The following is a 21,890-nucleotide window of genomic DNA, read 5'->3' as shown; positions in this document are numbered from 1 at the left end:
ACGGACGGCCACGGAGAGGACATCATGCAGAATCTTGATCGCGACGTTGTAATCGTCGGTGCCGGACCGTCAGGGTTGACGGCGGCACGCGAATTGAAGAAGGCCGGACTCAGCGTCGCAGTGCTCGAAGCACGCGACCGCGTGGGCGGCCGCACCTGGACCGACACCATCGACGGCGCCATGCTGGAGATCGGCGGCCAGTGGGTTTCACCGGACCAAACGGCCCTCATGGCCCTGCTGGATGAGCTTGGACTGGAGATGTACTCGCGCTACCGCGACGGCGAGTCCGTCTACATCGGCGCCGACGGCAAGCGCACCCGGTACACCGGCGACTCCTTCCCGGTCAACGACACCACCAAGGTCGAAATGGACAAGCTGGTGGCCATCCTTGACGAACTGGCGGCCGAAATCGGCCCCACCGAGCCCTGGGCCCACCCCAAGGCCCGCGAGCTGGACACCATCTCCTTCCACCACTGGCTCCGCCAGAACTCCAGTGACGAGGAAGCCTGCAACAACATCGGCCTCTTCATCGCCGGTGGCATGCTCACCAAGCCCGCCCACGCCTTCTCGGCACTTCAGGCAGTCCTGATGGCTGCTTCCGCGGGCAGCTTCAGCCACCTGACGGACGAGGACTTCATCCTGGACAAGCGCGTGGTAGGTGGCATGCAGCAGGTCTCGTTGCTGCAGGCAGCAGAACTGGGTTCCGACGTCATCCTCAACAGCCCTGTGCGCACCATCAACTGGGAAGACAACAAGGTCACCGTGGTGTCCGAGCAGGCCACTGTCAACGCGCGCTACGTGATCATGGCTGTTCCGCCGAACCTCTACTCGCGTGTCTCCTTCAACCCGCCGCTGCCGCGCCGCCAGCACCAGATGCACCAGCACCAGTCGCTGGGCCTGGTCATCAAGGTGCACGCCGTCTACGAGACCCCCTTCTGGCGTGAAGACGGACTCTCCGGCACCGGCTTCAGCGCCGGCGCACTGGTCCAGGAGGTCTACGACAACACCAACCACGGCGACACCCGCGGCACCCTGGTGGGCTTCGTCTCCGACGAAAAGGCCGACGCCGTGTTCGAGCTGAGCGCCGAGGACCGCAAGAAGGCCATCCTCGAATCCATCGCCGGATTCCTGGGCGACAAGGCCCTCACGCCCGAGGTCTACTACGAGTCCGACTGGGGCTCCGAGGAATGGACCCGCGGTGCCTACGCCTCCAGCTACGACCTGGGCGGCCTGCACCGCTACGGCAAGGACCAGCACGCCAACGTCGGCCCGATCTACTGGTCCTCCTCGGACCTGGCAGCCGAGGGCTACCAGCACGTGGATGGCGCAGTCCGGATGGGCCAGGCGACCGCCGCGCGCATCGTCGAAGCCAACAAGCTGGCGTCGGTCAGCGTCTAACCACCCTGTGGTAATCACACCGGCAGGCCGGGGGAGCAGCATTTCCCGGCCTGCCGGCAGCACCGTTTAAGAGCAGATCCAAGGAGAGCCATGCGCTACGTAGTGGGGTACACCGCCAACGCGAGGGGGCACGACGCCGTCCACCTCGCCGTGGCGCTTGCCCGGAACCACGATGTGAGCCTTGACCTGGTCCTGGTGATCCCCGAGGACTCTCCCTTCAACGCCGTCTACCCGCCGGAGACCGGCTACGACGACATCCTCAACGAGCAAGCGCAGCGTTGGCTGGACGAAGGCCTGGCCCTGGTCCCCGCGGACATTACCGCGCGGGGCCACATCCGCCGGGGCGATTCCGAAGCCCGGACGTTGATTGATGCCTCCGTGGAGATGGATGCTGCGGCGCTGGTGATCGGAGCCACCAACAGTGGCCTGCTCAAGCGCTTCACGATTGGTTCGGTGGCTGGTGCGTTGCTCCACTCGGCGCCGTTGCCGGTTGCCCTGGCGCCGCACGGATACCGTCGCACGGAACCTATCACCCGGATGAGCTGCGGTTTCGGCACGCGACCTGGGGCCGATGAGCTCCTGGACCTTGCTGTGGAGTCTGCGCGTGATCGCGGCCTTCCGCTGCGGCTCGTCTCCCTGTTGGCGCTCGACGGCGGTGACTCGCCTGAGTTGCTCGACGCGGCCTGGATGCATGCCGCCCAGCGGATTGCCGCCGTCGAAAGTTCATCCGCGGATGAGCTGCTGCCTGAACCCGAGATCGTGGTGGCCAAGGGCCGAACCATCGAGGAAGCTGTGGACCGGCTTGACTGGGAAGACGGCGAAATTCTGTTGATCGGCTCCAGCCGCCTCGCCCAGCACCGGGCTACTTTCCTTGGCACCACCGCAAACCGGATCCTGCGTGCCCTACCCGTTCCCATGATTGTGGTCCCCCGCGACTACACGCGACAAAGCTCATAGCAATCGCCTGAGAGGCAATACCCATGTCAACTGCACCAAAGACGGTCCAGTCGAAAGAATCTTCCCTGAGTGAAAAGGGACTGAAAGCCGGATCGGTGGGCCTGATCGGCGCCGTCGTGATCGGTGTTTCCTGCATCGCGCCCGCCTATACCCTCACCGCAGCGTTGGGCCCCACGGTCTCGGAAGTGGGCGTGCATCTTCCCGCCATCTTCCTGGTGGGCTTCATCCCCATGCTGCTGGTGGCGCTCGGTTACCGCGAACTGAACAACGCAATGCCCGACGCCGGCACCTCCTTCACGTGGGCGACGCGCGCCTTCGGGCCGTGGATCGGGTGGATGGGTGGTTGGGGGCTGATCGCAGCGACCATCATCGTATTGTCCAACCTTGCGGCCGTTGCAGTGGACTTCTTCTACCTGATGCTCGGCCAGCTCTTCAGCAATCCGGATCTGGCCGGCCTCAGCAAGATCCTGCCCTTGAATATCGCCACCACGTTGGTGTTCATTGCCATTGCGTGTTGGATTTCCTACCGCGGAATGGAGACCACCAAGGGCGTGCAGTACGTGCTGGTGGCCTTCCAGCTGCTGGTCCTGGGCTGGTTCGCAGTATCGGCGTTCGCGCACGTTGCCAACGGAACCGCGTTTGATGCCACAGCCATTTCGCCCGACTGGTTCAACCCTTTCGCGGTGGACTCGTTCTCGCAGTTCGCAGCAGGCGTTTCGCTCTCGATCTTCATTTACTGGGGCTGGGACGTCACCCTGACCATGAATGAGGAAACCAAGAATCCGGAGAAGACCCCGGGCCGTGCAGCGACCATCACTGTGCTGGTCATCGTGATCATCTACATGACCGTCGCGCTGGCCACCCTGTCCTTCGCGGGCGTCGGCGACACCGGATTGGGTGCCGGGAACCCGGAAAACCAGTCCAGCATTTTCGCCGTCCTGGCGGGCCCGGTGATGGGTCCGTTCGCGATCCTCATGTCGTTGGCCATCCTGAGCAGCTCGGCGGCATCCCTGCAGTCCACGTTTGTTTCGCCAGCCCGGACCATGCTGGCCATGGGCCACTACCGTGCCATCTCACCGCGGTTCGGGAGCATCAGCCCCACGTACAAGTCCCCCAGCTTCGCCACGATTGCTGCTGCAATCGCCGCAGCGGCGTTCTACGTGATCACCCGGACGGTCTCGGAAAACGCCCTCTGGGACACCATTACGGCGCTGGGCATGATGATCTGCTTCTACTACGGCATCACGGCCCTGGCCTGCGTCTGGTTCTTCCGGGCCGTGGCTTTCAGCAGCGTGCGCGCCTTCTTCTTCAAGCTCCTGGCGCCTCTGGTGGGCGGGGTGATCCTGTTGGTGATGTTCGTAAAGACCGCCATGGACTCGATGGATCCGGAATATGGTTCCGGATCATCGGTTGGCGGGGTGGGCCTGGTGTTCATCCTTGGCATGGGCGTGATCCTGCTGGGCGTGGCGATCATGTTGGTGATGTACCGGCTGCGGCCCGAGTTCTTCAAGGGCAAGGTGCTGACCCGGGCGTAAACCTGGGGCGCGCCCGCCTTTACGTGCGCGTTGTGGGGCCCGCTCTGCGCGCTAAATCCACGCTTCGGGGCGCAGAGTGGGCCTCACAACGTAGGTTCTGGGACTCCCGCAGCGCGTTCTGCCGCAGCCAGTGCTTCGGCCAGGCGTTCGACGGCGGATCTGTAGTCCGTGCCGGCGGTCACCTTGCAGTATTCCGCCTCGCGCATGGCCCGGGCGAGCATCGCCGTTTCGGTGATCCTGACGTCCGACATGGCCGGAAAGTCGATGGTCCGGCCGGGGTCAAGCTCGTAGCTCTGCCACTGCTGGAGGAGGTTCTGGTGGCGGGCGGTGTCCTGGACAAAACCAGCACGACGCCGGGGTTCGGCTGCGTGGATCCGCTCCACTTTGCGGATACTCGCCAGGGTTCCGCCAACGGTAGCCACTCCCACCAGGACCATGATGAGGCCGGCGGGGGACCACTGGACTGCCGGGACCAGGATGGCGGGAAGGATCACCACCGACCCTCCGAAAACGTCCCAGAAAATCCCGTCCGGCTCCGGGTCGCGACCATGCATTAGTTTCCTGTGCAGGGCGTACGTGGTTGCTGCGGTTGCAAGAACCAGGGCTGCACCCCACAGGAGCATCATGGCGGGCATCGGACCACCTCCAGGCGACATCACATGGCTTTGATTTCAGTATGCGCCAGTGCCTGCGTGGGCGCGAGGGGGCAGGTTGTCTGCCCCGGCGCGTAGCCTAGGCGCATGAGACTGAAAATGTGCAGCATCCATGTCAAGGACCCCGCAGCAGCTCACGCGTTCTACACGGAGACCCTGGGCTTTGAGACGCTCATGGCCATGCCGGAGTACAACCTGTTCATCATCAAGGATCCCGGGGCGGACAACAACAGCTCGCCCGGGTTGTTGCTGGAGCCGAGTGACAACCCCATTGGTGCCAACTACATGAACGCCGTCTATCAGGCAGGGATGCCCGCAGTGGTTTTGGGCGTGCCCGATGTGCGGGCCGAGTACCAGCGGTTGCTCGCCGCTGGGGTCACCTTCAAGAGTGAGCCCGCTGAGGACCCCTCCGGCGTCAGCGCAGTATTTGACGACGGCTGCGGCAACTTCGTCCAGCTTCATCAGGATTAGAACAGCTAAAAAGCAGTGGCCTTAAAAAGCAGTGACCGGGACCCCTGGTCCCGGCCACTGAAATGCTAAACGTTACGCGTGGTCCCGCTTGGAGGCCTTGGGGGCGTCGCGCTTGGCGGCGGCGTTCTCCCTGGCTTCCTTGGTTGCTGCTTTCTTGTGGGCTTCGTCCTTGACGCGCTGGGCTTCGCTGCGGACCGCGGCGTGCGTGGCCCGTTCGGTGACCAGCCACTGCGGGGGAGACTGCAGCAGCTCGCTGATTTCCGCCGTCGTGAGCGCTTCTTCCACGCCGCCGCGGGCGAGGCCACTGATGGAGATGTTCAGCTTCTGCGCTACAACCGGTCGCGGGTGGGGGCCGTTGCGGCGCAGTTCGGCGAGCCACTCCGGCGGGTTGGCCTGAAGTTCGGCGAATTCGTCGCGGGAGATCGATGAATCCTGGAACTCCTGCGGTGTCGCCGGCAGGTAGATGCCGAGTTTCTTGGCAACTGTTGCCGGCTTCATGGACTGGGAGTCTTTGGGGGTCATGCTTCAAGGGTATCTGGCCGGTACTGTGAGTGTGTGCCAGCCGCTGAAGAATCCCCCGAATCCGCCGAACCCCAACCGGGCCTCCGGGTCGCCTATGTTGCGGGGGTGACGCCTGGGAAGTGGATTCGTAGGTGGGAAGAGCGCATGCCCGAGTATCCGCTGCATGCGTTCATGTCCGACGACGCCGCCCAGCTTTCGGTGCTGCGTGATGGTTCAGCGGACCTTAGTTTTGTTCGGTTGCCCGTGGATCGTGAAGGCCTCAACGTTATCCCCCTGTATGAAGAGCAGCCGGTGGTGGTGGCTCCCAAGGGACATGAGATCTCCGTGTTCGAGGAAGTCGCCCTGGACGACCTTGCCGAGGAAAACTTCCTGGACATCGACGAAATGGGCGGCCCTGACATGGCGCTGCAGGTTGTCGCATCGGGCGCGGGATTGGCGATCCTGCCGATGTCCGTGGCCAGGCACCTGAACCAGAAGGACACGGTGATGCGCCGCCTTACTGGTGCTCCCGGAACCCAGATCGGCCTTGCGTGGCTGGTGGGCACGGATAATCCGGTCATCGAGGAATTCATCGGGATCGTGCGTGGCCGTACGGCGCAAAGCTCCAGGCAGCCGTCTGCCCAGCAAGAGAAGCCCAAGAAGGCTCAAAAGCCGGATCGCCGCGGTGGCGGTCCAAAGAAGCCCGCTGTCGCGCAGCGCTACGCCCCGAATCCGGACAAGGGCCGCGGCAAGGGTTCGCGCAAGAAGGGCAAGCGCTGACTAGTCCCCGTGGATTGCGGTCTGCTGCTGCTCGGAACGGTTGAGGTAGGCCAGGAGCAGGTCCCCGGCCTCTTCCAAGTGGCCGGCTTCCAGCGCTGCGCAGATTTGCTCGTTTTCGGCCAGCCAGTCGCTGTAGAAGTGGGCGTTCATGGTGGCTTTGTGAAAGTAGAGCCGCATCTCCGCCAGGATCTGGGCCATGATCGTGTCCAGCCTGTTGCTTTCGGCGAGGGCAACAATTGCTCCGTGGAAATGCTGGTTGGCGCTGCCGAGTCCTTCATTGTCGTCGGCTGCTGCTGCGCGCTTACCCTCCTCGACGGCGGCCCTGACGGCAGCAATGCGCTCCGGCGAGCCACCCGCCCGGATGGAGCTGACCTCGATGGCGCGGCGGACGGTGTAGACGTCGTGGATATCGCCGGCCTCAAGGGTGGCGACGTAGACGCCCTTGTTGGGCTGGCGGAGGAGGAGTCGTTCAGCGGCCAGTTCGGCGAACGCTTCACGGACCGTGTTGCGGGAGACGCCCAGGTCCTCGGCGATGGTGGCTTCGGTGAGCTTGGAGCCCGGTACGAGGAAGCCCTCGGCGAGTTGATAACGCAGTTCTTCGGCCACGCGTTCAGCCACGGACGGAACCCGGAGCCGCATCCTGGCGCGCGCGCCATCAAAGCCAGCTTGTTCGCTTGATTCCTGATCTGCACTGGCCATGACACCAAAATTACACGATTGCCGAAAATCAGGATCGCTGGATTGTTGAACAATCCAGCAGTTTGGTGCATCCTTGATGTAACGCACATCACGAGGCAGGGATCACATCATGGCAATCATCGATCTGAACAGCGACGTCGGCGAATCCTTCGGCCGCTGGACGCTTGGTGATGATGCGGCCATGTTTGAGTCGGTGTCCAGTGCCAACGTGGCCTGCGGATTCCACGCTGGCGATCCCAGCGTCATCCGCAGCACGTGCGAGAAGGCGGTGCAGGCCGGCGTCGTAATTGGCGCCCACGTCGGGTACCGCGACCTCGCAGGCTTCGGCCGGCGGTTCATGGACATCAATCCAGTGGAGCTGGCAGACGACGTTGTGTACCAAATCGGAGCGCTGCAAGCGCTGGCCGCCACCACCGGAGCCCGCGTCCAGTACGTGAAGCCCCACGGCGGTCTCTACAACGCGATCGTCAAGCACACCGCCCAGGCGCGCGCCGTCGTCGAAGCCGTGAAATCGGTAGACCCCAACCTTCCGATCCTCGGCCTCCCAGGCTCCGAAGTCCTCCGCCTCGCTGAAGACGCCGGGCTGCGTGGCGTGCCCGAAGCATTCGCGGACCGCGCCTACAACCCCGACGGAACGCTCGTTTCGCGCAACCAGCCAGGTGCTGTTCTGCACGATCCCGCCGACGTTGCGGAGCACGTCCTGCGGATGGCCACCGAACAGTCCGTCAGGACCACGGACGGTTCCATCCTGAACATCCGCGCAGAAAGCATCTGCGTTCACGGTGACTCACCCGGAGCCGTTGCCATGGCTACCGCAGTGAAATCCGCCCTCAGCGGTGCCGGCGTGACTGTCGGCTCGTTCCTTTAGCCCACCCCGGGCGCCCCGCACCATCCCTCATCCCCCCGGAGGTCATCATGACCAGCACCAACAACGCAGCAAAGGCAGCGACAAGGAAGCCGCCGCCAGGTGCGCTTAAGGCGTACGTCGCCAGCCTCACCGGCACCTCGCTGGAGTACTACGACTTCGCCATCTACTCTGTGGCGTCCGCACTCGTCTTCCCGAAGATCTTCTTCCCGGGCAATGACGAATTCGTGGCGCTGTTGCTCTCGTTCTCAGCCTTCGCGGTTGGCTACCTGGCCCGTCCGATTGGCGGCGTCATCTTCGGCCGCCTTGGCGACAAGATCGGCCGCAAGTACGTCCTTGTTTTCACCCTTGTCCTGATCGGGGTGGCCACCGTCCTCATCGGAGCACTGCCGGACTACTCCGTGATCGGCGTGGCAGCTCCAACAATCCTTGTGCTGCTGCGTCTGGCCCAGGGCATCGGCGTCGGTGGCGAATGGGGCGGCGCAGTCCTCTTGTCGAGCGAATTCGGTGACCCCAACAAGCGTGGTTTCTGGTCCTCGGCAGCGCAGATCGGCCCACCGGCGGGCAACCTGATGGCAAATGGCGTCCTTGCCGTTCTCGCCGCAACCCTCAGCGACCAGGCCTTCCTTTCCTGGGGTTGGCGTGTGGCCTTCCTCGCCTCAGCACTTTTGGTGGTGTTCGGCCTGATCATCCGCCTCAAGCTCGAGGAAACCCCGGTGTTCAAGGCCATCCAGGCTCAGGGCGACCGCCCCAAAGCTCCCATCAAGGAAGTCTTCACCACGGAGCCCAAGGCATTGGTGGCAGCAGCACTCTCACGCGTTTGCCCCGACATCCTCTACGCGCTCTTCACGGTGTTCGTGGCCGTCTACGCCACCAAGCAGCTGGGCATGACCACAGGAAATGTCCTGTCCGCCATCCTGATCGGTTCCGCATTCCAGCTCTTCCTGATCCCGCTGGCCGGGGCTCTGACTGACCGCTTCAACCGACGCTGGGTCTACGGCATTGCAGCAGCGGCAACCGCAGCCTACATCCCGTTGTTCTTCCTGATGATCCAGGGCAAGTCCGTCGCCATGCTGACCATTGGAACCGTGATCGGCCTGGCTCTTCACGCCTTCATGTACGGACCCCAGGCAGCCTTCATCACCGAGCAGTTCCCGGCGCGGCTGCGCTACGCCGGCAGCTCGCTGGCTTACACCCTGGCCGGTGTGATCGGCGGAGCCGTCGCCCCCATCATCTTCACGGCGCTCTACGGTGCTGCGGGCGGTGGCTGGTATTTGATCGCCGCCTACATCCTCGTTGCGGCAGTCGTCACGATCGTGGGCATGCTCCTGGGCCGGGACCCCAAACCTGAAGAAGACGTTCGTTTGGTGCAGGGGACGCACGCTCAGCCGGCGGCGTAGCAAAAGATGGAAACCGTAATGCACACCACCACCGCAAAAAGGGTTCGATCCGTTCGTCCGGTCGGCACCCGGGCTGTATTGGCCGAACTGGATGGGCTGCAGGATGTCCTCGCCCTGCAGGACATGCTCAACAAGGCGCCGTTGCCGGGGCAGGTGGACGTTCTTGCCGCCGCGGAAACAGTGATGGTGGTGGGTGAGTCTGCTGCCGCCACGCGCGCTATCGGCGCCCGGCTCCTGGAGTTGGAACTCAGTGCGCCCGAGATTGCAGATTCCGGACTGGTGGTCATCGACACCGTGTACGACGGCGACGACCTCGCCGATGTCGCGGAGTTGACCGGCCTGAGCGTGGATGGTGTTGTTGCCGCCCACACGGGCCAGATCTGGACCGTGGCCTTCGCTGGCTTCGCGCCCGGTTTTGGCTACATGGTGGGCGAGAACGAGGCACTCACGGTTCCTCGTCGTCCGTCACCACGCACAGCGGTTCCCGCTGGATCCGTGGCCCTGGGCGGGCAGTATTCCGCCGTTTATCCCCGCCGTTCGCCCGGTGGGTGGCAATTGATCGGCCGGACCGGGGCCAGGATGTGGGATCTGCAACGGTCCCAGCCTGCCTTGGTTCGTCCCGGCGACCGGGTGCAGTACCGGGCCGTCCGCGAAGTGGTCACGAGCAGTGCTTCGACGTTGCCTGAGCCCGAAGCGGAGCACCACCCTGACTCGGGTCTTCGAATTCTGAATCCGGGTGCCCAGAGCCTCATCCAGGACCTGGGACGCCGCGGCTTCGGTCCGCTGGGTGTGTCTGCTGCCGGTGCCTTGGACAGGGCTTCACTGCGACGGGCCAACCGCTTGGTGGGGAATGGTTCCTCGGCCGCCGGCATTGAAAGCGTCAACGGCGGGCTGACGATCGAGGCAGTCGGCGACCAAGTGATTGCCGTGACAGGTGCGCCGACGACGCTGGCCATCCAGCCGCCGTCGTGGGTTGAATCTGAGGGCGCCGCCGCGCGCGCCGTCGCAATGTCCACGCCGTTCGCGCTGCTCGACGGCGAAGTACTCACCCTGGGTGCCCCCGAGTCCGGCTTTCGGAATTACGTGGCCATCCGGGGCGGAGTAGACGTTCCCGAGGTCCTGGGTAGCCGTTCGGCGGACACGATGTCCGGGATCGGCCCGGCTCCTTTGGTTATAGGACAGATGCTCCCGGTGGGCGAAGCTACCGTTTCCACTGCTGTTGGCAGCCCCGAACTGCAACCCGAATTCCCGGGCAACGGCGTCACGGAGCTGGACGTAGTTCCCGGACCCCGGGCCGACTGGTTCGAACAGGAGGCGCTTGATTCGCTGTGCTCCCAGGAATGGGTGGTCACGCCGCAGTCCAACAGGGTGGGCATGCGTTTGGACGGCACCCCGCTGGAGCGTAGCCGCGAAGGTGAACTACCCAGTGAAGGCACCATGGCCGGAGCCCTCCAGATTCCACCCGCCGGACTGCCCGTGCTGTTCCTGGCCGACCACCCCATCACCGGCGGCTATCCGGTAATCGGCGTGGTGCGCGATGAACACCTGGACCGTGCCGCGCAGGTGCCCATCGGCGGACGAATCCGATTCCGGTTCGTTCCGGATTCAACGACTTTTATGAACACCCCAGAGAAGTGAGTATTTGATGCGCAAGGTCCTGATCGCGAACCGTGGCGAAATCGCCGTCCGCGTCGCCCGTGCTTGCGACGACGCCGGCATTGCCTCGGTGGCCGTTTACGCGGACATCGACGCCGATGCCCTGCACGTTGCCACTGCGGACGAAGCCTACAGCCTGGGCGGAAACTCTCCCGCTGAGAGCTACCTGAACATCGGGAAGCTGCTCGCGGTGGCGGAGCAGTCCGGCGCGGACGCCGTCCACCCCGGATACGGTTTCCTCTCCGAGAACGCCGATTTCGCACAGGCAGTGCTCGACGCCGGACTCGAGTGGATCGGTCCCTCGCCGGAGTCGATCCGGCAGTTGGGCAACAAGATCACGGCCCGCGAAATCGCCGTCCGCGCCGGAGCTCCCCTTGTTGCCGGCAGCGACGGCCCGGTTTCTTCGGCCGCCGAGGCTCGGGCGTTCGCTGAGGAACACGGACTTCCTATCGCCATCAAGGCTGCCTTTGGTGGTGGCGGCCGCGGACTGAAGGTGGTTCGCGAACTGGCCGAAGTGGAGGAAGCCTTCGATTCCGCCGTCCGTGAAGCTGTGGCAGCATTCGGTCGCGGCGAATGCTTCGTGGAGCAGTATCTTGACCGGCCGCGCCACGTCGAGGCCCAAATCATTGCCGATGTCCACGGCAACGTGGTGGTGGTGGGAACACGTGACTGCTCCCTTCAGCGCCGGCACCAGAAACTCGTGGAGGAAGCTCCAGCGCCCTTCCTGAGCGACACCCAGCGAAGCAGTATCTACAGCGCCGCCAAGGCAATCGTCCGCGAAGCCGGCTACTACGGTGCCGGAACGGTGGAATTCCTGGTCTCAGCAGATGGCGCCGTAGCTTTCCTCGAGGTCAACACCCGCCTTCAGGTCGAGCACCCCATCACGGAAGAAACCGCTGGAATTGATCTTGTGCAGGAACAGTTCCGGATCGCTGCAGGGTTGCCGTTGAGCATTACCGAGGATCCCGTGGCGCGCGGACACTCCTTCGAGTTCCGCATCAACGCGGAGGACGTGGGCCGAGGCTTCCTGCCCTCACCGGGCACCGTGGCTCTCTTCGAGGCGCCCACCGGACCGGGCATCCGTTTGGACAGCGGTGTACGCTCCGGTTCGTTCGTTGCGCCGCAGTTTGATTCGCTGTTGGCCAAGCTGATCGTCACAGGAGCAGATCGGCAGCAGGCTCTGCGCCGTGCCCGCCGTGCCCTCGGCGAAATCACCATCACCGGCCTGGCCACCGTTCTGCCGTTCCACCGGGCCGTCCTGGAGTCCGAGGACTTCACCTCCGCTGCCGGACTCAGGGTGCACACGCGGTGGATCGAAACCGACTTTGCGGACAAAATTCCCGTGGACCCCGAGTACAACGTGGTGGCCCCGGGAGGAGAACGGCGAACCATCACTGTAGACGTTGATGGCAAGAGGCTCGCCGTGGGTCTTCCAGCCGATTTGTTGGATGGTTGGGCCCGGTCAGGGCAGGGCGTCCCAGCCTTTTCCACATCGACCGATACGCCGGGTTCTGTCTCAAGCGTCGGCGACTCACCCGCCGAGTCCGCACTGGTCTCCAGCATGGCGGGCACAGTGGTGAAGTGGCTCGTCGACCCGGGAGCCGAGGTTACCGCCGGTGATCCGTTGGTTGTCCTGGAAGCCATGAAGATGGAAACCCAGGTGCCCGCGCACCGGACGGGCACACTGTCAGAGGTAGTGTCGGCCGCTGGCGGAGTTGTTACGGCGGGCGCTGTCCTGGCCCACATCGAGTAGGAGCCCTCGCCGGTCCCGTTGCCAAACCGCTGATCCGTCGCTGGGCAGCAACGGAACAGCGGCTGGGCAACGGACCAGGTGTCCGGCTAGGACCTAACGGCTACGCCCAGCACGCTGTCCAGTAGACCATTGCGGAACTTGCCCGTGGGGTCGTTCGCCTGGACGAGCGCGCGGAAATCCCCGAAACGGGGGTAGAGAGCGGCAAAGTCGTACTGGCTGGGAGTGAAGAGTTTGCCCCAGTGCGGCCGGGCACCGAACGGACGCAGCGCTTCCTCGAGTTCGGGGAGTACCGCCTCCACCTCGGCCTGCAGGGGCTTCCACGTGAAGTGCAGCGCTACGCTTTGCTGCTGGTAGAAAGGGCTGAGCCAGAACTCGTCCGCGGCCACTGCGCGGATTTCGGAGATGAACAACAGCGGTGCCAACGTGGCCGCCAGGCCTCGGACAGCCTGTAGTGCCGCAGGCGCCTGGTCCAGGGGCAGCAGGAATTCGCTCTGGAGTTCCTCGCCATTGCTTGGCGTGAATTCGTGCCGGAAGTGCGGCAGGCGATCAAGCCACTTTCCGGGGACGTCCAGCTGCTCGGTGCAGTTCTCGGCGGACATATCAGGCAGCGGGTGCAGTGCCGCGGTCGCAGGCGTCCCGCCGAACAGGTCCGCAAGAGGAGCTTCGGTGTCCAGCGCCTTGAACCACACCTGGGGGATGGCATCTCCCGTGTAATTCGTGAAGAAGCTTACGCTGTAGGCGCTGGCCGCGATGGTGTGGAAGTTCGCCAGGGCGCCGTCCCAGGACAGATCAGTAAGGACACGCTGGCGGACCTCGTAGCTGGGCCTGACAGCAAGCTCCAATCCCGTCACAATGCCCAGGGCTCCCACGCCCACCACGCTGGCGAGGAATTCGTCGTCGTCCGCGGTGAGTGTCACCAGCTCGCCGGAGGCGCGCACAAGGTCAACGCCCACGACGGCGGCAGCCAGGGAGGGGTTGTTGACCCCACTGCCGTGCGTGCCTGTTTGGATGGCGCCGGCGACGGAGATGTGGGGAAGCGATGCGAGGTTGTGGATGGCGTATCCCTGTTTCTCCAGCGCGCGTCCCAGCGCGCCGTAGCTGATCCCGCCGCTGACCTTGACGGTCCCTTTGTCTTTGTTGAGGGCAATTTCCTGAGGCAGGGCGTCGAGCAGGATGTGGGTCCCGTCCGTGTCGGCGACGGTGTTGAAGGAGTGCCGGGAACCGAGAGCCTTGATACGGGACGCATTGGCGACGAGCTCCTGCAGCTCGCCAACCGACGTGGGGCGGTGCACTTCCGTGGAGGAGTACTCGAGGTTTCCTGCCCAGTTCTTCATTGAATGATCTTCCAGCTTGGGATACAGATAACTCCCGTAATTGTTAACGCTCTCAACTAATTGCGTCAAGGGGAGTCCAACTGGTTGAAGATAGAGTTCAGGAAATGCGCTGTCTACCAGGAGTCGCCCCGTGAGCAAGGGATCCAAGCCCACCATCCGTGACGTTGCGATGGCGGCCGACGTATCGCTGACCACGGTGTCATACGTGCTCTCCGGCCGGCACGGCGGCACAACCCGGATCAGCCAGCCCACCCAGGACCGGGTGCTGGCGGCGGTCAAAGAGCTGGGTTATGTGCCAAATCAGGCTGCCCGGGGAATGCGTCGGGGCAAGACGGATGTTGTGGCTGTGGCGATCGGGAACCTCGAGTGGCCTTGGGACCGGGCCTTGGCAACAACGGCCGCAAAGATCCTGCCCGAGCATGGGTTCCAGCCAGTGATCCTGTTGGGCGACGATTGGCGTCAGTTCGTGATGTCCGGCGGTGCTGATGGTGTGATCATCGGCTACTTCCCGGAATCGAGGTCCGAGGACGAAACGGTCACGGAGCTGGCCCGCCGCGGGGTTGCCCAAGTGGTGATCTCGGGGACCATGAAACCGCAGGGATTCGACGTCCTGGCCCCTGAATCCGAGGCTGGGCTGAGGGAGTGCATGGAGTTCCTCACCGCGTCCCACCGCAGGATCGCCTGCATCCGCAGGGCCGATCCGGCAGGCCGCCGGAAGAGCCGCTATGCCGCATACGCTGCTGGGCTTGAGAGGGCCGGAATTCCGCTCGACGAGTCTCTGCTCAGGACGTCGAACCATCACCCGGCTACAGCGTACCGGTCGGCGCTCGAGCTGCTCCAGATGCCCAACCGGCCCACCGCCATGGTCTGCACCGACGACATGGAGGCGTTGCAGGCCATCCGAGCCGCCTACAGGCTGGGCCTTCGGGTGCCTGAAGATATCCAGATAGTCGGTGTGGGCAACTCAACGGAGGGTCAGGAATACGATCCCGCGTTGACCACCGTGGGACCTGACCCCATCTTCGAAAAGGTGGTCCATATGCTCCTGGACCGCCTGTCTGGCACCACTCCCGCCGCCGGCGTCCGGGTGGCCTCGCCGTGGAAACTGCACCGGCGCGGCACCACCCGGGGTTAGTCCTTCAGCGGACGCCGAGCCAGCCAGGCGGCGACAATCGCGCCGGAAATGTTGTGCCACAGGGAGAACACGGCGGACGGCAGTGCGGCCAGTGCGCCGAAGTGGGCGGTAGCCAGCGTGGCGGCCAGCCCCGAGTTCTGCATGCCCACCTCGAATGCGAGGGCACGGCGGGCTTTGTCGTCCAGGCGGCCGAGTTTGCCGGCCAAGTAGCCCAACCCCAGGCCAAAGCCGTTGTGGAGGACGACTGCCAGGAAGACAATTCCGCCGGCAGCAACGATCTTGCTGGCGCTGCCCGCCACGACGATCGCTACGATCAGGGAAATAACGACGGCGGACGCCCAGGGGAGTACCGGAAGGACCTTTGCGACCAGCTTGGAAAGGAACAAGCGGGCCAGCAGGCCTGCGATGACCGGCAGCAAGACGGTCTTTACGATGTCCAGGACCATGGCGCCGGCGTCGATGTGCAGGAAGGAACCCGCCAGGAACAGCGTCAGTGCCGGTGTCACAAGGGGTGCGATCAGTGTCGAAACCGAGGCGACAGCCACAGAAAGGGCAACGTCGCCCTTGGCAAGGAACGCCATGACGTTCGAAGCAGTACCCGACGGAGCGCAACCCACCAGAATGAGGCCCACGGCCAGTTCCGGCGGCAATTGCAGAAGAACGGCGATGAGCCAACCGGCGCCGGGCATGATCACGTAGTGCGCCACAATACCCAGTGCCACGGCCCAGGGGCGGCGGGCAACCGAGGCAAAGTCCGGTGGGGTCAGCGTGAGACCCATGCAGAACATGATGACGCCCAACAGGTACGGGACCGCGACACCCATGGGTTTGAACAGGTCTGGAATGAGGAACCCGAGGACGCCGGCAACCACCACCAGGAGCGGGAACACCGTCACGGCAATACGCGCAATCCTGGCCTCAGCGGCAAGGGCTGCGTTCGCGGGTTCTTGGGTCTTTGACGGGGTATTGGTTGCCTCAAGCATTCATCCATGCTCACACTTGGCCCGCGGCAGGGACGACTTCGTTACATTCACGGCCGTGTATATGTCAGATGACCGTCGTCTCATCCCCGGTTTGGTCAGGAGTTGAGCTTCCCCGCCAGACGCTCCCGCATGCGCACGCTGGCCTCGTTCAGCCCAATGAACTCCACCTCGCGCCCATGGTTGCGATACTTCTCAGTCACTGAATCGAGGACGGCCACCGTAGACGCATCCCAGATGTGCGAGCCGTGGAGATCGATAACTACGCGATCTATGCCTTCTGAGGAATCCTTTGCGTAATCGAACTGGGTGTAGAGATCGTTGGATGAGGCGAAGAAGAGTTCACCGTCTACCGTGTACGTCGCCACGGTCTCTCCGTTGAGCTCCAGTTCGGTCCGCTCGACTGTCGCAAAATGGGCCACCCGCCGCGCAAACAGCACCATTGCGGTCAGAACGCCGACGCCGACTCCCACCGCCAGATTGTGTGTCGCCACCACAGCGGCAACGGTCACCAGCATCACCGCAGTCTCGGATTTCGGGAGGCGCTTCAGGGTTGAAAGCCGCACGGAGTGCCAGTCGAAGGTGATCAGGGAAACGAAGATCATGACGGCCACCAAGGCTGCCATGGGGATCATGCCCACAACGTCACCCAAGACGACCACCAACACCAGGAGGAAAACGCCTGCAAGGAACGTGGACAGCCGGCTGCGTGCCCCCGAGCCTTTGACGTTGATCATGGTCTGCCCGATGACGGCGCATCCGCCCAGGCCGCCCAGGAACCCGGTCACGATGTTTGCCGCACCTTGGCCCCAGGAGACCCGTGTCTTGTTGGAACGGGTGTCCGTGATGTCGTCCACCAGCTTGGCGGTCATGAGCGACTCCAGCAGACCCACCAAGGCCATGGACAAGGCGAAGGGTGCGATGATCCGGAACGTCTCCAGGTTCAAGGGGACGTTGGGCAGGAAGAAGCCCGGGAGGCTGTCCGGGAGTTCGCCCTTGTCGCTCACGGTCGGAACGTCGATTCCACCAAGCACAGTGACCAAGGTGATGAGCACAATCGCCACCAAGGGAGCAGGAACAGCCTTGGTGAAGCGCGGCAGAAGAAACACGATCACCAATCCCACGATGACGATCGGATACACCGCCGAAGGGACGTTGAAGAGTTCCGGCATTTGCGACATGAACACCAGGATGGCCAGTGCATTCACGAAACCGATCATCACCGAACGCGGGATGAAACGCATCAGCCGTGTCACCCCCAGCACCGCCAGGATGATCTGGAAAACCCCGGCCAGGATGATCGTGGCAATCAGGTAGTCGAGTCCGTGTTCCTTCATCACCGGAGCGATCACCAGTGCCACCGCCCCGGTTGCCGCGGAGATCATGGCGGGACGGCCTCCCACCAGTGCGGTCACCACGCCCATGGTGAACGAAGCGAACAACCCGATCCGAGGATCCACGCCCGCAATCACCGAGAACGCGATGGCCTCCGGGATGAGTGCCAAAGCCACCACGAGACCCGCGAGGGATTCCGTCAGCAGGCGGCGGGGCGAACGGAACGTCACCCGCAGTGACATGAGTTGCTCGGGAGTCATGGGTCCTTATTGGGGGCGGTCTTTACAAAGCAGTCTGACGGTAGCGCTCAATCTGCTTAAGACGCCGCTGGAGGCTGTCGCGCCGCGGGTGCGGAACGACGTCGGGCGCCTCGGCGGTGAGATCAATGTGTTCGGTTCCGTACTGCCACAGCAGGAGGTCATCCAGGAGGCGGTCGGGGCCGGGGGAGTAGCGGTGGTCCAGGGCCTTGCGGACCTCGGTGATCCGGTTGGCGCTGAGCAGCCCAGCCAGTTCCACGGTCTTGGTCAGTCCGTGGGCGGCAAGCAGCTCGGCGGCCCATCCCCAGTCGTCATCAACTTTACGGTCAACGTGGGGAAGGAGCGTCCGCCAGACATCACGAACCCGGTTGGGAGTCAGGGGCGAACCGCCCTCACCCTCCAGGTCCCAGTAGCTGCGGACTTCCTCGTAGCGCTCATGGAGGTCGGCGAAGGCGCTCTCCACCGTTTCCAGCATTGCCGCGGTTGCTGTGAACTGACGGTCGAAATGGGGCGTCCAGGCGCGTGGATCTTCGGCCTTGAAACGGATGTCGTGCTCAATCTCGCTCCAGGCGTGCGCGAACACTGTACGGATCTGGCATTCGAAGAAATAGCTGCCGTTGGCCGGCATGTCCGGATTGAAGACGTGCTGGTACTCCTTGACGGCCTCGTTCTGGATAGTGCGAAGGATCAGGTGGCGGCTGGAGTAGCCGTAGGTCCCGGACTCGATGGAGCCGATGTCCTTCTCGCGGTCGCCACGGCAATCAAAGAGCTGACGCTGCCGCTTGATGATGTTGGCTACCGCAGCGTTTTCGGCGGGCAGCTTGGTGATGACACGGATGCCCACCATGTCGTTCAACGTGCGGAAAGGGTCCGGGAACTTGAGGACCCGCGGACCGCCCGGCTCCAAGGGATCGTCCGTCCGGGAAATCTTTTCCCGGAACGACTCCACGGTCTTTGTCCGTCCCGTGACGAACAACGGCGTGACTTCGGCGTCGTTCAGCATGTCCCTCAACGTGAGCAGGACATCGCGGGTAACGCGCTTGAGGGCGGGACGAACCCGCTCGTAGAGGGCCACGTTCGCGTCCACTGCGTCGCGCTGGTCCTGGTCCAGGCTGTCCCAATTGCTTGCCATGCCCCCAGCTTACGGGTCGGGTCCGACACTGAACCCGGCCACTCGCCGTCGGGGTGCCCCTAGCCAAACTTCCGGATCGTCACGATAGGCTCAGTACAAAGGAGGGCGCAATGTTGCGGCACAAGTACAGCTACGGCGAACACCCCAGTCAGTGGGGCGAACTCTTCATACCTGAACCGAACAACGGGAACCATCGCGGCGCATCAGCAGCTGCCGGTGGAGTCGCCGTTGTGATCCATGGCGGCTACTGGCGCTCGCAGTACGGTGCGGAGCTCGGTGAGCCCCTTGCGCGGGACCTTGCAGCGCACGGCATCACGGCCTGGAACCTTGAATACCGGCGGGCAGGGAACGGCGGTGGTTGGCCCCATACTTTCGAGGACATCCTGGCCGGCATCGACCATCTGTCCGAAATCGCGGGCGACCACGACCTCCAGTTGGGCAAAGTGGTGGCACTCGGGCATTCGGCCGGCGGTCACCTTGCTGTCTGGGCCGCCGGTCGTGAGCGGCTTTCGGCCATAGGAACTCCCGACGCCGACCGCCAACTGGTGCGCTCACCCGAGGACAACGCGGTCCACCTGACAGGCGTGGTGAGCCAGTCCGGCCTGCTCAACCTTGCGGCCGCGGAGAAGCTCAACCTCAGCAACGGCGCAGTCTGCAACCTCATGGGCGGTGATTCGGCCAGATTCCCCAAACGGCATAAATACGCGGATCCCATGAGTTTGCTGCCCATCAACGTCCCCGTCTATGCCGTGCACGCCACGGAAGACGAGGACGTTCCTGCAAGCCAGTCCGAGGCCTACGTTGCTGCGGCCACGGCTGCCGGTAGCGCGGCCCAACTGTTGCGCGTGCCCGGCGACCATTTCGACCTGATCGATCCCAAGGCAGTGGCTTACAAGAAGTGCCGCGAGCTGGTGCAGCGATTGCTCTCGTAATTGTTGGGCTGCGGAGGCCGCGCTCTGGCAGAGTGGTCCCATGCTGACTGTCATTGGTGAAGCCCTGGTGGACGTCGTTCAACGCTCCTCTGGAATCGAGGCGCATGTGGGCGGGAGCCCGCTCAACGTGGCAGTCGGGCTGGCGCGCCTGGACCACCCCGTCCAGTTCATCGGGCGGTACGGCCGCGACGCTTACGGCGACTCGATCGCCGCGCACCTGCGTTCAAGTTCGGTGATGGTGCCGCTGCCGCCGGACGACAAACCAAGCAGCGTCGCCACCGCTGAAATCGACGACGACGGCGCCGCCACCTACGCGTTCGATCTCGCTTGGGAGTTGCCCGGCCTCGCCCCGCGGCTGCCGCTCATGCTGCAGGGCACCACCCTGCTCCACACAGGTTCCATCGCCACTGCCTTGGAGCCCGGCGCCGCGGAGGTGCTTGCCGCCGTCGAGCATGCCCACCCGGCCAGCACCATCAGCTTCGATCCCAACTGCCGTCCAAGCATCATCACGGACGTCGACTACGCACGTAGGCAAGCCGAACGCTTCGTAGTGCTGTCCGACGTCGTAAAGGCCTCTGACGAGGACCTCGAATGGCTGTATCCCGGCGTCGATCCGACGGAATCCGCGCGCCGTTGGTTGGCCCTGGGCGGCGACGAAGGACCTGCGTTGGTGGTGGTGACCCGTGGATCACGCGGGCCATGGGGGATCACACGGGCGGGGGAAACGGAAGTGGCCGCGCCCTCCGTGAACGTCGTGGACACCGTGGGTGCGGGGGACTCGTTCATGGCCGGGTTGCTGTCCGCGATTGTGGACCACGGGCTGGACGGGGCACAGAACAGGGACGCGCTCCGGGCCATGCCTGCGGAGACACTCGCCGCGATCCTGGATCATGCAACGCGTGCTGCCGCTGTCACGGTCTCGCGGGCCGGGGCCAACCCCCCGACCCGCGCCGAGCTCAACCAGGGTGCGGCTTAGGAGCTAGCCGGCGCCGTGCCCTGCGGCTACCTCTTCACCGGCCTTGACCGGGCCCGGTGGGGTGCCCTCACCAAAGGGGTTGCCGCCCAGGGCCTCGCGTCCGTGGTCGGTAAGCCACCCGGACAGGTCCGGGCCGGCAGGAACGATCTGCGTGGGGTTAATATCCTCATGCACTATGTAGTAGTGCTGCTTGATTTGCACGAAATCGATGGTGTCGCCGAAGCCCGGCGTCTGGAACAAGTCCCGGGCGTAGCCCCACAAGGCAGGCATTTCGCTGAGCTTGTTCCGGTTGCACTTGAAGTGTCCGTGGTAGACGGCATCGAAGCGGGCCAAGGTGGTGAAGAGCCTGACATCGGCCTCCGTGATGGTGTCGCCCACCAGGTAGCGCTGGGTCGTCAACCGTTCCTCCAGCCAATCCAAGGCCGTCCACAACCGTTCGTAGGCGGCGTCGTAGGCCTCCTGTGAGCCCGCGAACCCGCACCTGTACACGCCGTTGTTGACCTCGGTAAAGACGCGCCTGTTGACCAGGTCGATCTCCTCGCGCAGGTGTTCCGGATAGAGCTGCGGGGCGCCGGGCCGGTGGAACTCCGTCCATTCCGTGGAGAAGTCCAGAGTGATCTGGGGGAAGTTGTTGGTGACCACTGCTCCGCTGGGGACATCGACAATGGCCGGAACAGTGATGCCTCGGGGGTAATCCGGGAAGCGGCGGAAGAACGCGTCCTGCAGCCGCTCAATGCCCAGCACGGGATCCTTGCCGTCCGGATCGAGGTCGAACGTCCAGGAGCGGGCATCGTGCGTGGGTCCTGGCTGGCCGAGGCTGATGACGTCTTCGAGCCCAAGGAGCCTGCGGACAATCACAGTTCGGTTGGCCCACGGACATGCCCGCGCTGCGATGAGGCGATACCGTCCCGGTCCGACAGGCCAGCCCGGTTCTCCGTCAGGTCCGGGTGCGCCATCGCGGGTGATGCGGTCCTCAATATAATTCGTGTCCCGGTTGAACTCACCGCCGGTGACATACGCGCCGCGTGTGCTGTGTTCTTCGATTGTTCCGGTCTTCTCGCTCATGAACCCACACTATGGGGCACTTCCAGGGCTGCGCTATCACTTGGCTTCGGCGGCGCCAGATCAGCAGCCCACTAGA

At 63.9% G+C, this 21,890-nt stretch carries 20 protein-coding genes; 12 read left to right on the top strand and 8 right to left on the bottom strand.

Annotated features, from left to right (window positions below; genetic code table 11):
- Positions 1–24: 24 nt before the first annotated feature.
- From ACNQOP_RS06045 to ACNQOP_RS06035, 3 genes are all read left to right on the top strand, one after another.
- Positions 25–1,398 carry a flavin monoamine oxidase family protein gene (locus ACNQOP_RS06045; protein WP_284987158.1) on the top strand — a complete coding sequence of 458 codons (1,374 nt, stop codon included), beginning with the start codon at positions 25–27 and terminating at the stop codon, positions 1,396–1,398.
- A 90-nt stretch (positions 1,399–1,488) separates the two neighbouring features.
- Positions 1,489–2,355: a universal stress protein gene (locus ACNQOP_RS06040; RefSeq protein WP_257369998.1), complete on the top strand. Its 867-nt coding sequence runs from the start codon at positions 1,489–1,491 to the stop codon at positions 2,353–2,355.
- 23 nt (positions 2,356–2,378) lie between these two features.
- On the top strand, positions 2,379–3,890 hold the full coding sequence (locus ACNQOP_RS06035) for an APC family permease (protein ID WP_416403668.1): 1,512 nt from the start codon (positions 2,379–2,381) through the stop codon (positions 3,888–3,890).
- A gap of 83 nt (positions 3,891–3,973) precedes the next feature.
- Here ACNQOP_RS06035 and ACNQOP_RS06030 read toward each other — a convergent pair whose 3' ends face one another.
- Complete coding sequence (locus ACNQOP_RS06030; protein ID WP_416403667.1) at positions 3,974–4,525, bottom strand: hypothetical protein; 552 nt, start codon at positions 4,523–4,525, stop codon at positions 3,974–3,976.
- A 105-nt stretch (positions 4,526–4,630) separates the two neighbouring features.
- Between ACNQOP_RS06030 and ACNQOP_RS06025 the strand changes: the two genes are divergently transcribed.
- Complete coding sequence (locus ACNQOP_RS06025) at positions 4,631–5,014, top strand: VOC family protein (protein WP_284987161.1); 384 nt, start codon at positions 4,631–4,633, stop codon at positions 5,012–5,014.
- A 72-nt stretch (positions 5,015–5,086) separates the two neighbouring features.
- Here the strand turns inward: ACNQOP_RS06025 and ACNQOP_RS06020 are convergent, their stop codons facing one another.
- Positions 5,087–5,536 (bottom strand): DUF5997 family protein, encoded by a 450-nt coding sequence (locus tag ACNQOP_RS06020; protein WP_211710371.1) that lies wholly within the window; start codon positions 5,534–5,536, stop codon positions 5,087–5,089.
- A 33-nt stretch (positions 5,537–5,569) separates the two neighbouring features.
- Here ACNQOP_RS06020 and ACNQOP_RS06015 point away from each other — a divergent pair, with 33 nt between their 5' ends.
- The gene (locus ACNQOP_RS06015; protein WP_416403666.1) at positions 5,570–6,295 is read left to right on the top strand and encodes a LysR family substrate-binding domain-containing protein; all 726 of its coding nucleotides are present in this window, start codon (positions 5,570–5,572) and stop codon (positions 6,293–6,295) included.
- Here ACNQOP_RS06015 and ACNQOP_RS06010 read toward each other — a convergent pair whose 3' ends face one another.
- Complete coding sequence (locus ACNQOP_RS06010; protein WP_416403665.1) at positions 6,296–6,994, bottom strand: GntR family transcriptional regulator; 699 nt, start codon at positions 6,992–6,994, stop codon at positions 6,296–6,298.
- A 109-nt stretch (positions 6,995–7,103) separates the two neighbouring features.
- Between ACNQOP_RS06010 and ACNQOP_RS06005 the strand changes: the two genes are divergently transcribed.
- From ACNQOP_RS06005 to ACNQOP_RS05990, 4 genes are read left to right on the top strand one after another with little or no spacing between them, the layout of a single operon-like run.
- The gene (locus ACNQOP_RS06005; RefSeq protein ID WP_416403664.1) at positions 7,104–7,862 is read left to right on the top strand and encodes a LamB/YcsF family protein; all 759 of its coding nucleotides are present in this window, start codon (positions 7,104–7,106) and stop codon (positions 7,860–7,862) included.
- Positions 7,863–7,909: 47 nt separating this feature from the next.
- Positions 7,910–9,259 carry an MFS transporter gene (locus tag ACNQOP_RS06000; RefSeq protein ID WP_416403663.1) on the top strand — a complete coding sequence of 450 codons (1,350 nt, stop codon included), beginning with the start codon at positions 7,910–7,912 and terminating at the stop codon, positions 9,257–9,259.
- Between the two features lie 6 nt (positions 9,260–9,265).
- A complete protein-coding gene (locus ACNQOP_RS05995; protein WP_416403662.1) occupies positions 9,266–10,897 on the top strand; it encodes a 5-oxoprolinase/urea amidolyase family protein in 1,632 nt (543 codons plus the stop codon).
- Between the two features lie 7 nt (positions 10,898–10,904).
- The gene (locus ACNQOP_RS05990) at positions 10,905–12,668 is read left to right on the top strand and encodes an acetyl/propionyl/methylcrotonyl-CoA carboxylase subunit alpha (RefSeq protein WP_416403661.1); all 1,764 of its coding nucleotides are present in this window, start codon (positions 10,905–10,907) and stop codon (positions 12,666–12,668) included.
- An 86-nt stretch (positions 12,669–12,754) separates the two neighbouring features.
- On the opposite strand, the gene ACNQOP_RS05985 is transcribed toward ACNQOP_RS05990, so the two are convergent.
- Positions 12,755–14,002, bottom strand: a complete 1,248-nt coding sequence (locus tag ACNQOP_RS05985) for a D-arabinono-1,4-lactone oxidase (RefSeq protein WP_416403660.1) — start codon at positions 14,000–14,002, stop codon at positions 12,755–12,757.
- 130 nt (positions 14,003–14,132) lie between these two features.
- Between ACNQOP_RS05985 and ACNQOP_RS05980 the strand changes: the two genes are divergently transcribed.
- On the top strand, positions 14,133–15,137 hold the full coding sequence (locus ACNQOP_RS05980; protein ID WP_416403659.1) for a LacI family DNA-binding transcriptional regulator: 1,005 nt from the start codon (positions 14,133–14,135) through the stop codon (positions 15,135–15,137).
- Here the strand turns inward: ACNQOP_RS05980 and ACNQOP_RS05975 are convergent.
- From ACNQOP_RS05975 to ACNQOP_RS05965, 3 genes are all read right to left on the bottom strand, one after another.
- Complete coding sequence (locus tag ACNQOP_RS05975) at positions 15,134–16,120, bottom strand: bile acid:sodium symporter family protein (RefSeq protein WP_416403658.1); 987 nt, start codon at positions 16,118–16,120, stop codon at positions 15,134–15,136. The genes ACNQOP_RS05980 and ACNQOP_RS05975 overlap by 4 nt on opposite strands.
- Positions 16,121–16,215: 95 nt before the next feature.
- Complete coding sequence (locus ACNQOP_RS05970; protein ID WP_416403657.1) at positions 16,216–17,712, bottom strand: SulP family inorganic anion transporter; 1,497 nt, start codon at positions 17,710–17,712, stop codon at positions 16,216–16,218.
- Between the two features lie 22 nt (positions 17,713–17,734).
- Complete coding sequence (locus ACNQOP_RS05965) at positions 17,735–18,841, bottom strand: GTP pyrophosphokinase (protein ID WP_144649037.1); 1,107 nt, start codon at positions 18,839–18,841, stop codon at positions 17,735–17,737.
- Between the two features lie 110 nt (positions 18,842–18,951).
- On the opposite strand from ACNQOP_RS05965, the gene ACNQOP_RS05960 reads away from it, so the two are divergent.
- Together ACNQOP_RS05960 and ACNQOP_RS05955 are read left to right on the top strand one after the other, a co-directional pair.
- On the top strand, positions 18,952–19,773 hold the full coding sequence (locus ACNQOP_RS05960; RefSeq protein WP_211710383.1) for an alpha/beta hydrolase: 822 nt from the start codon (positions 18,952–18,954) through the stop codon (positions 19,771–19,773).
- Positions 19,774–19,813: 40 nt separating this feature from the next.
- A complete protein-coding gene (locus tag ACNQOP_RS05955) occupies positions 19,814–20,749 on the top strand; it encodes a carbohydrate kinase family protein (RefSeq protein WP_257370011.1) in 936 nt (311 codons plus the stop codon).
- A gap of 3 nt (positions 20,750–20,752) precedes the next feature.
- Here ACNQOP_RS05955 and ACNQOP_RS05950 read toward each other — a convergent pair whose 3' ends face one another.
- Positions 20,753–21,814: a glutathione S-transferase family protein gene (locus ACNQOP_RS05950; RefSeq protein WP_416403656.1), complete on the bottom strand. Its 1,062-nt coding sequence runs from the start codon at positions 21,812–21,814 to the stop codon at positions 20,753–20,755.
- Between the last annotated feature and the right edge of the window lie 76 nt (positions 21,815–21,890).

It is taken from the genome of Arthrobacter sp. LFS091 (assembly GCF_047977885.1).
Taxonomy (GTDB): domain Bacteria; phylum Actinomycetota; class Actinomycetes; order Actinomycetales; family Micrococcaceae; genus Arthrobacter.
The sequence above is the reverse complement of the archived record's forward strand: the minus strand, read 5'-3'. Positions and strand labels throughout refer to the sequence as shown.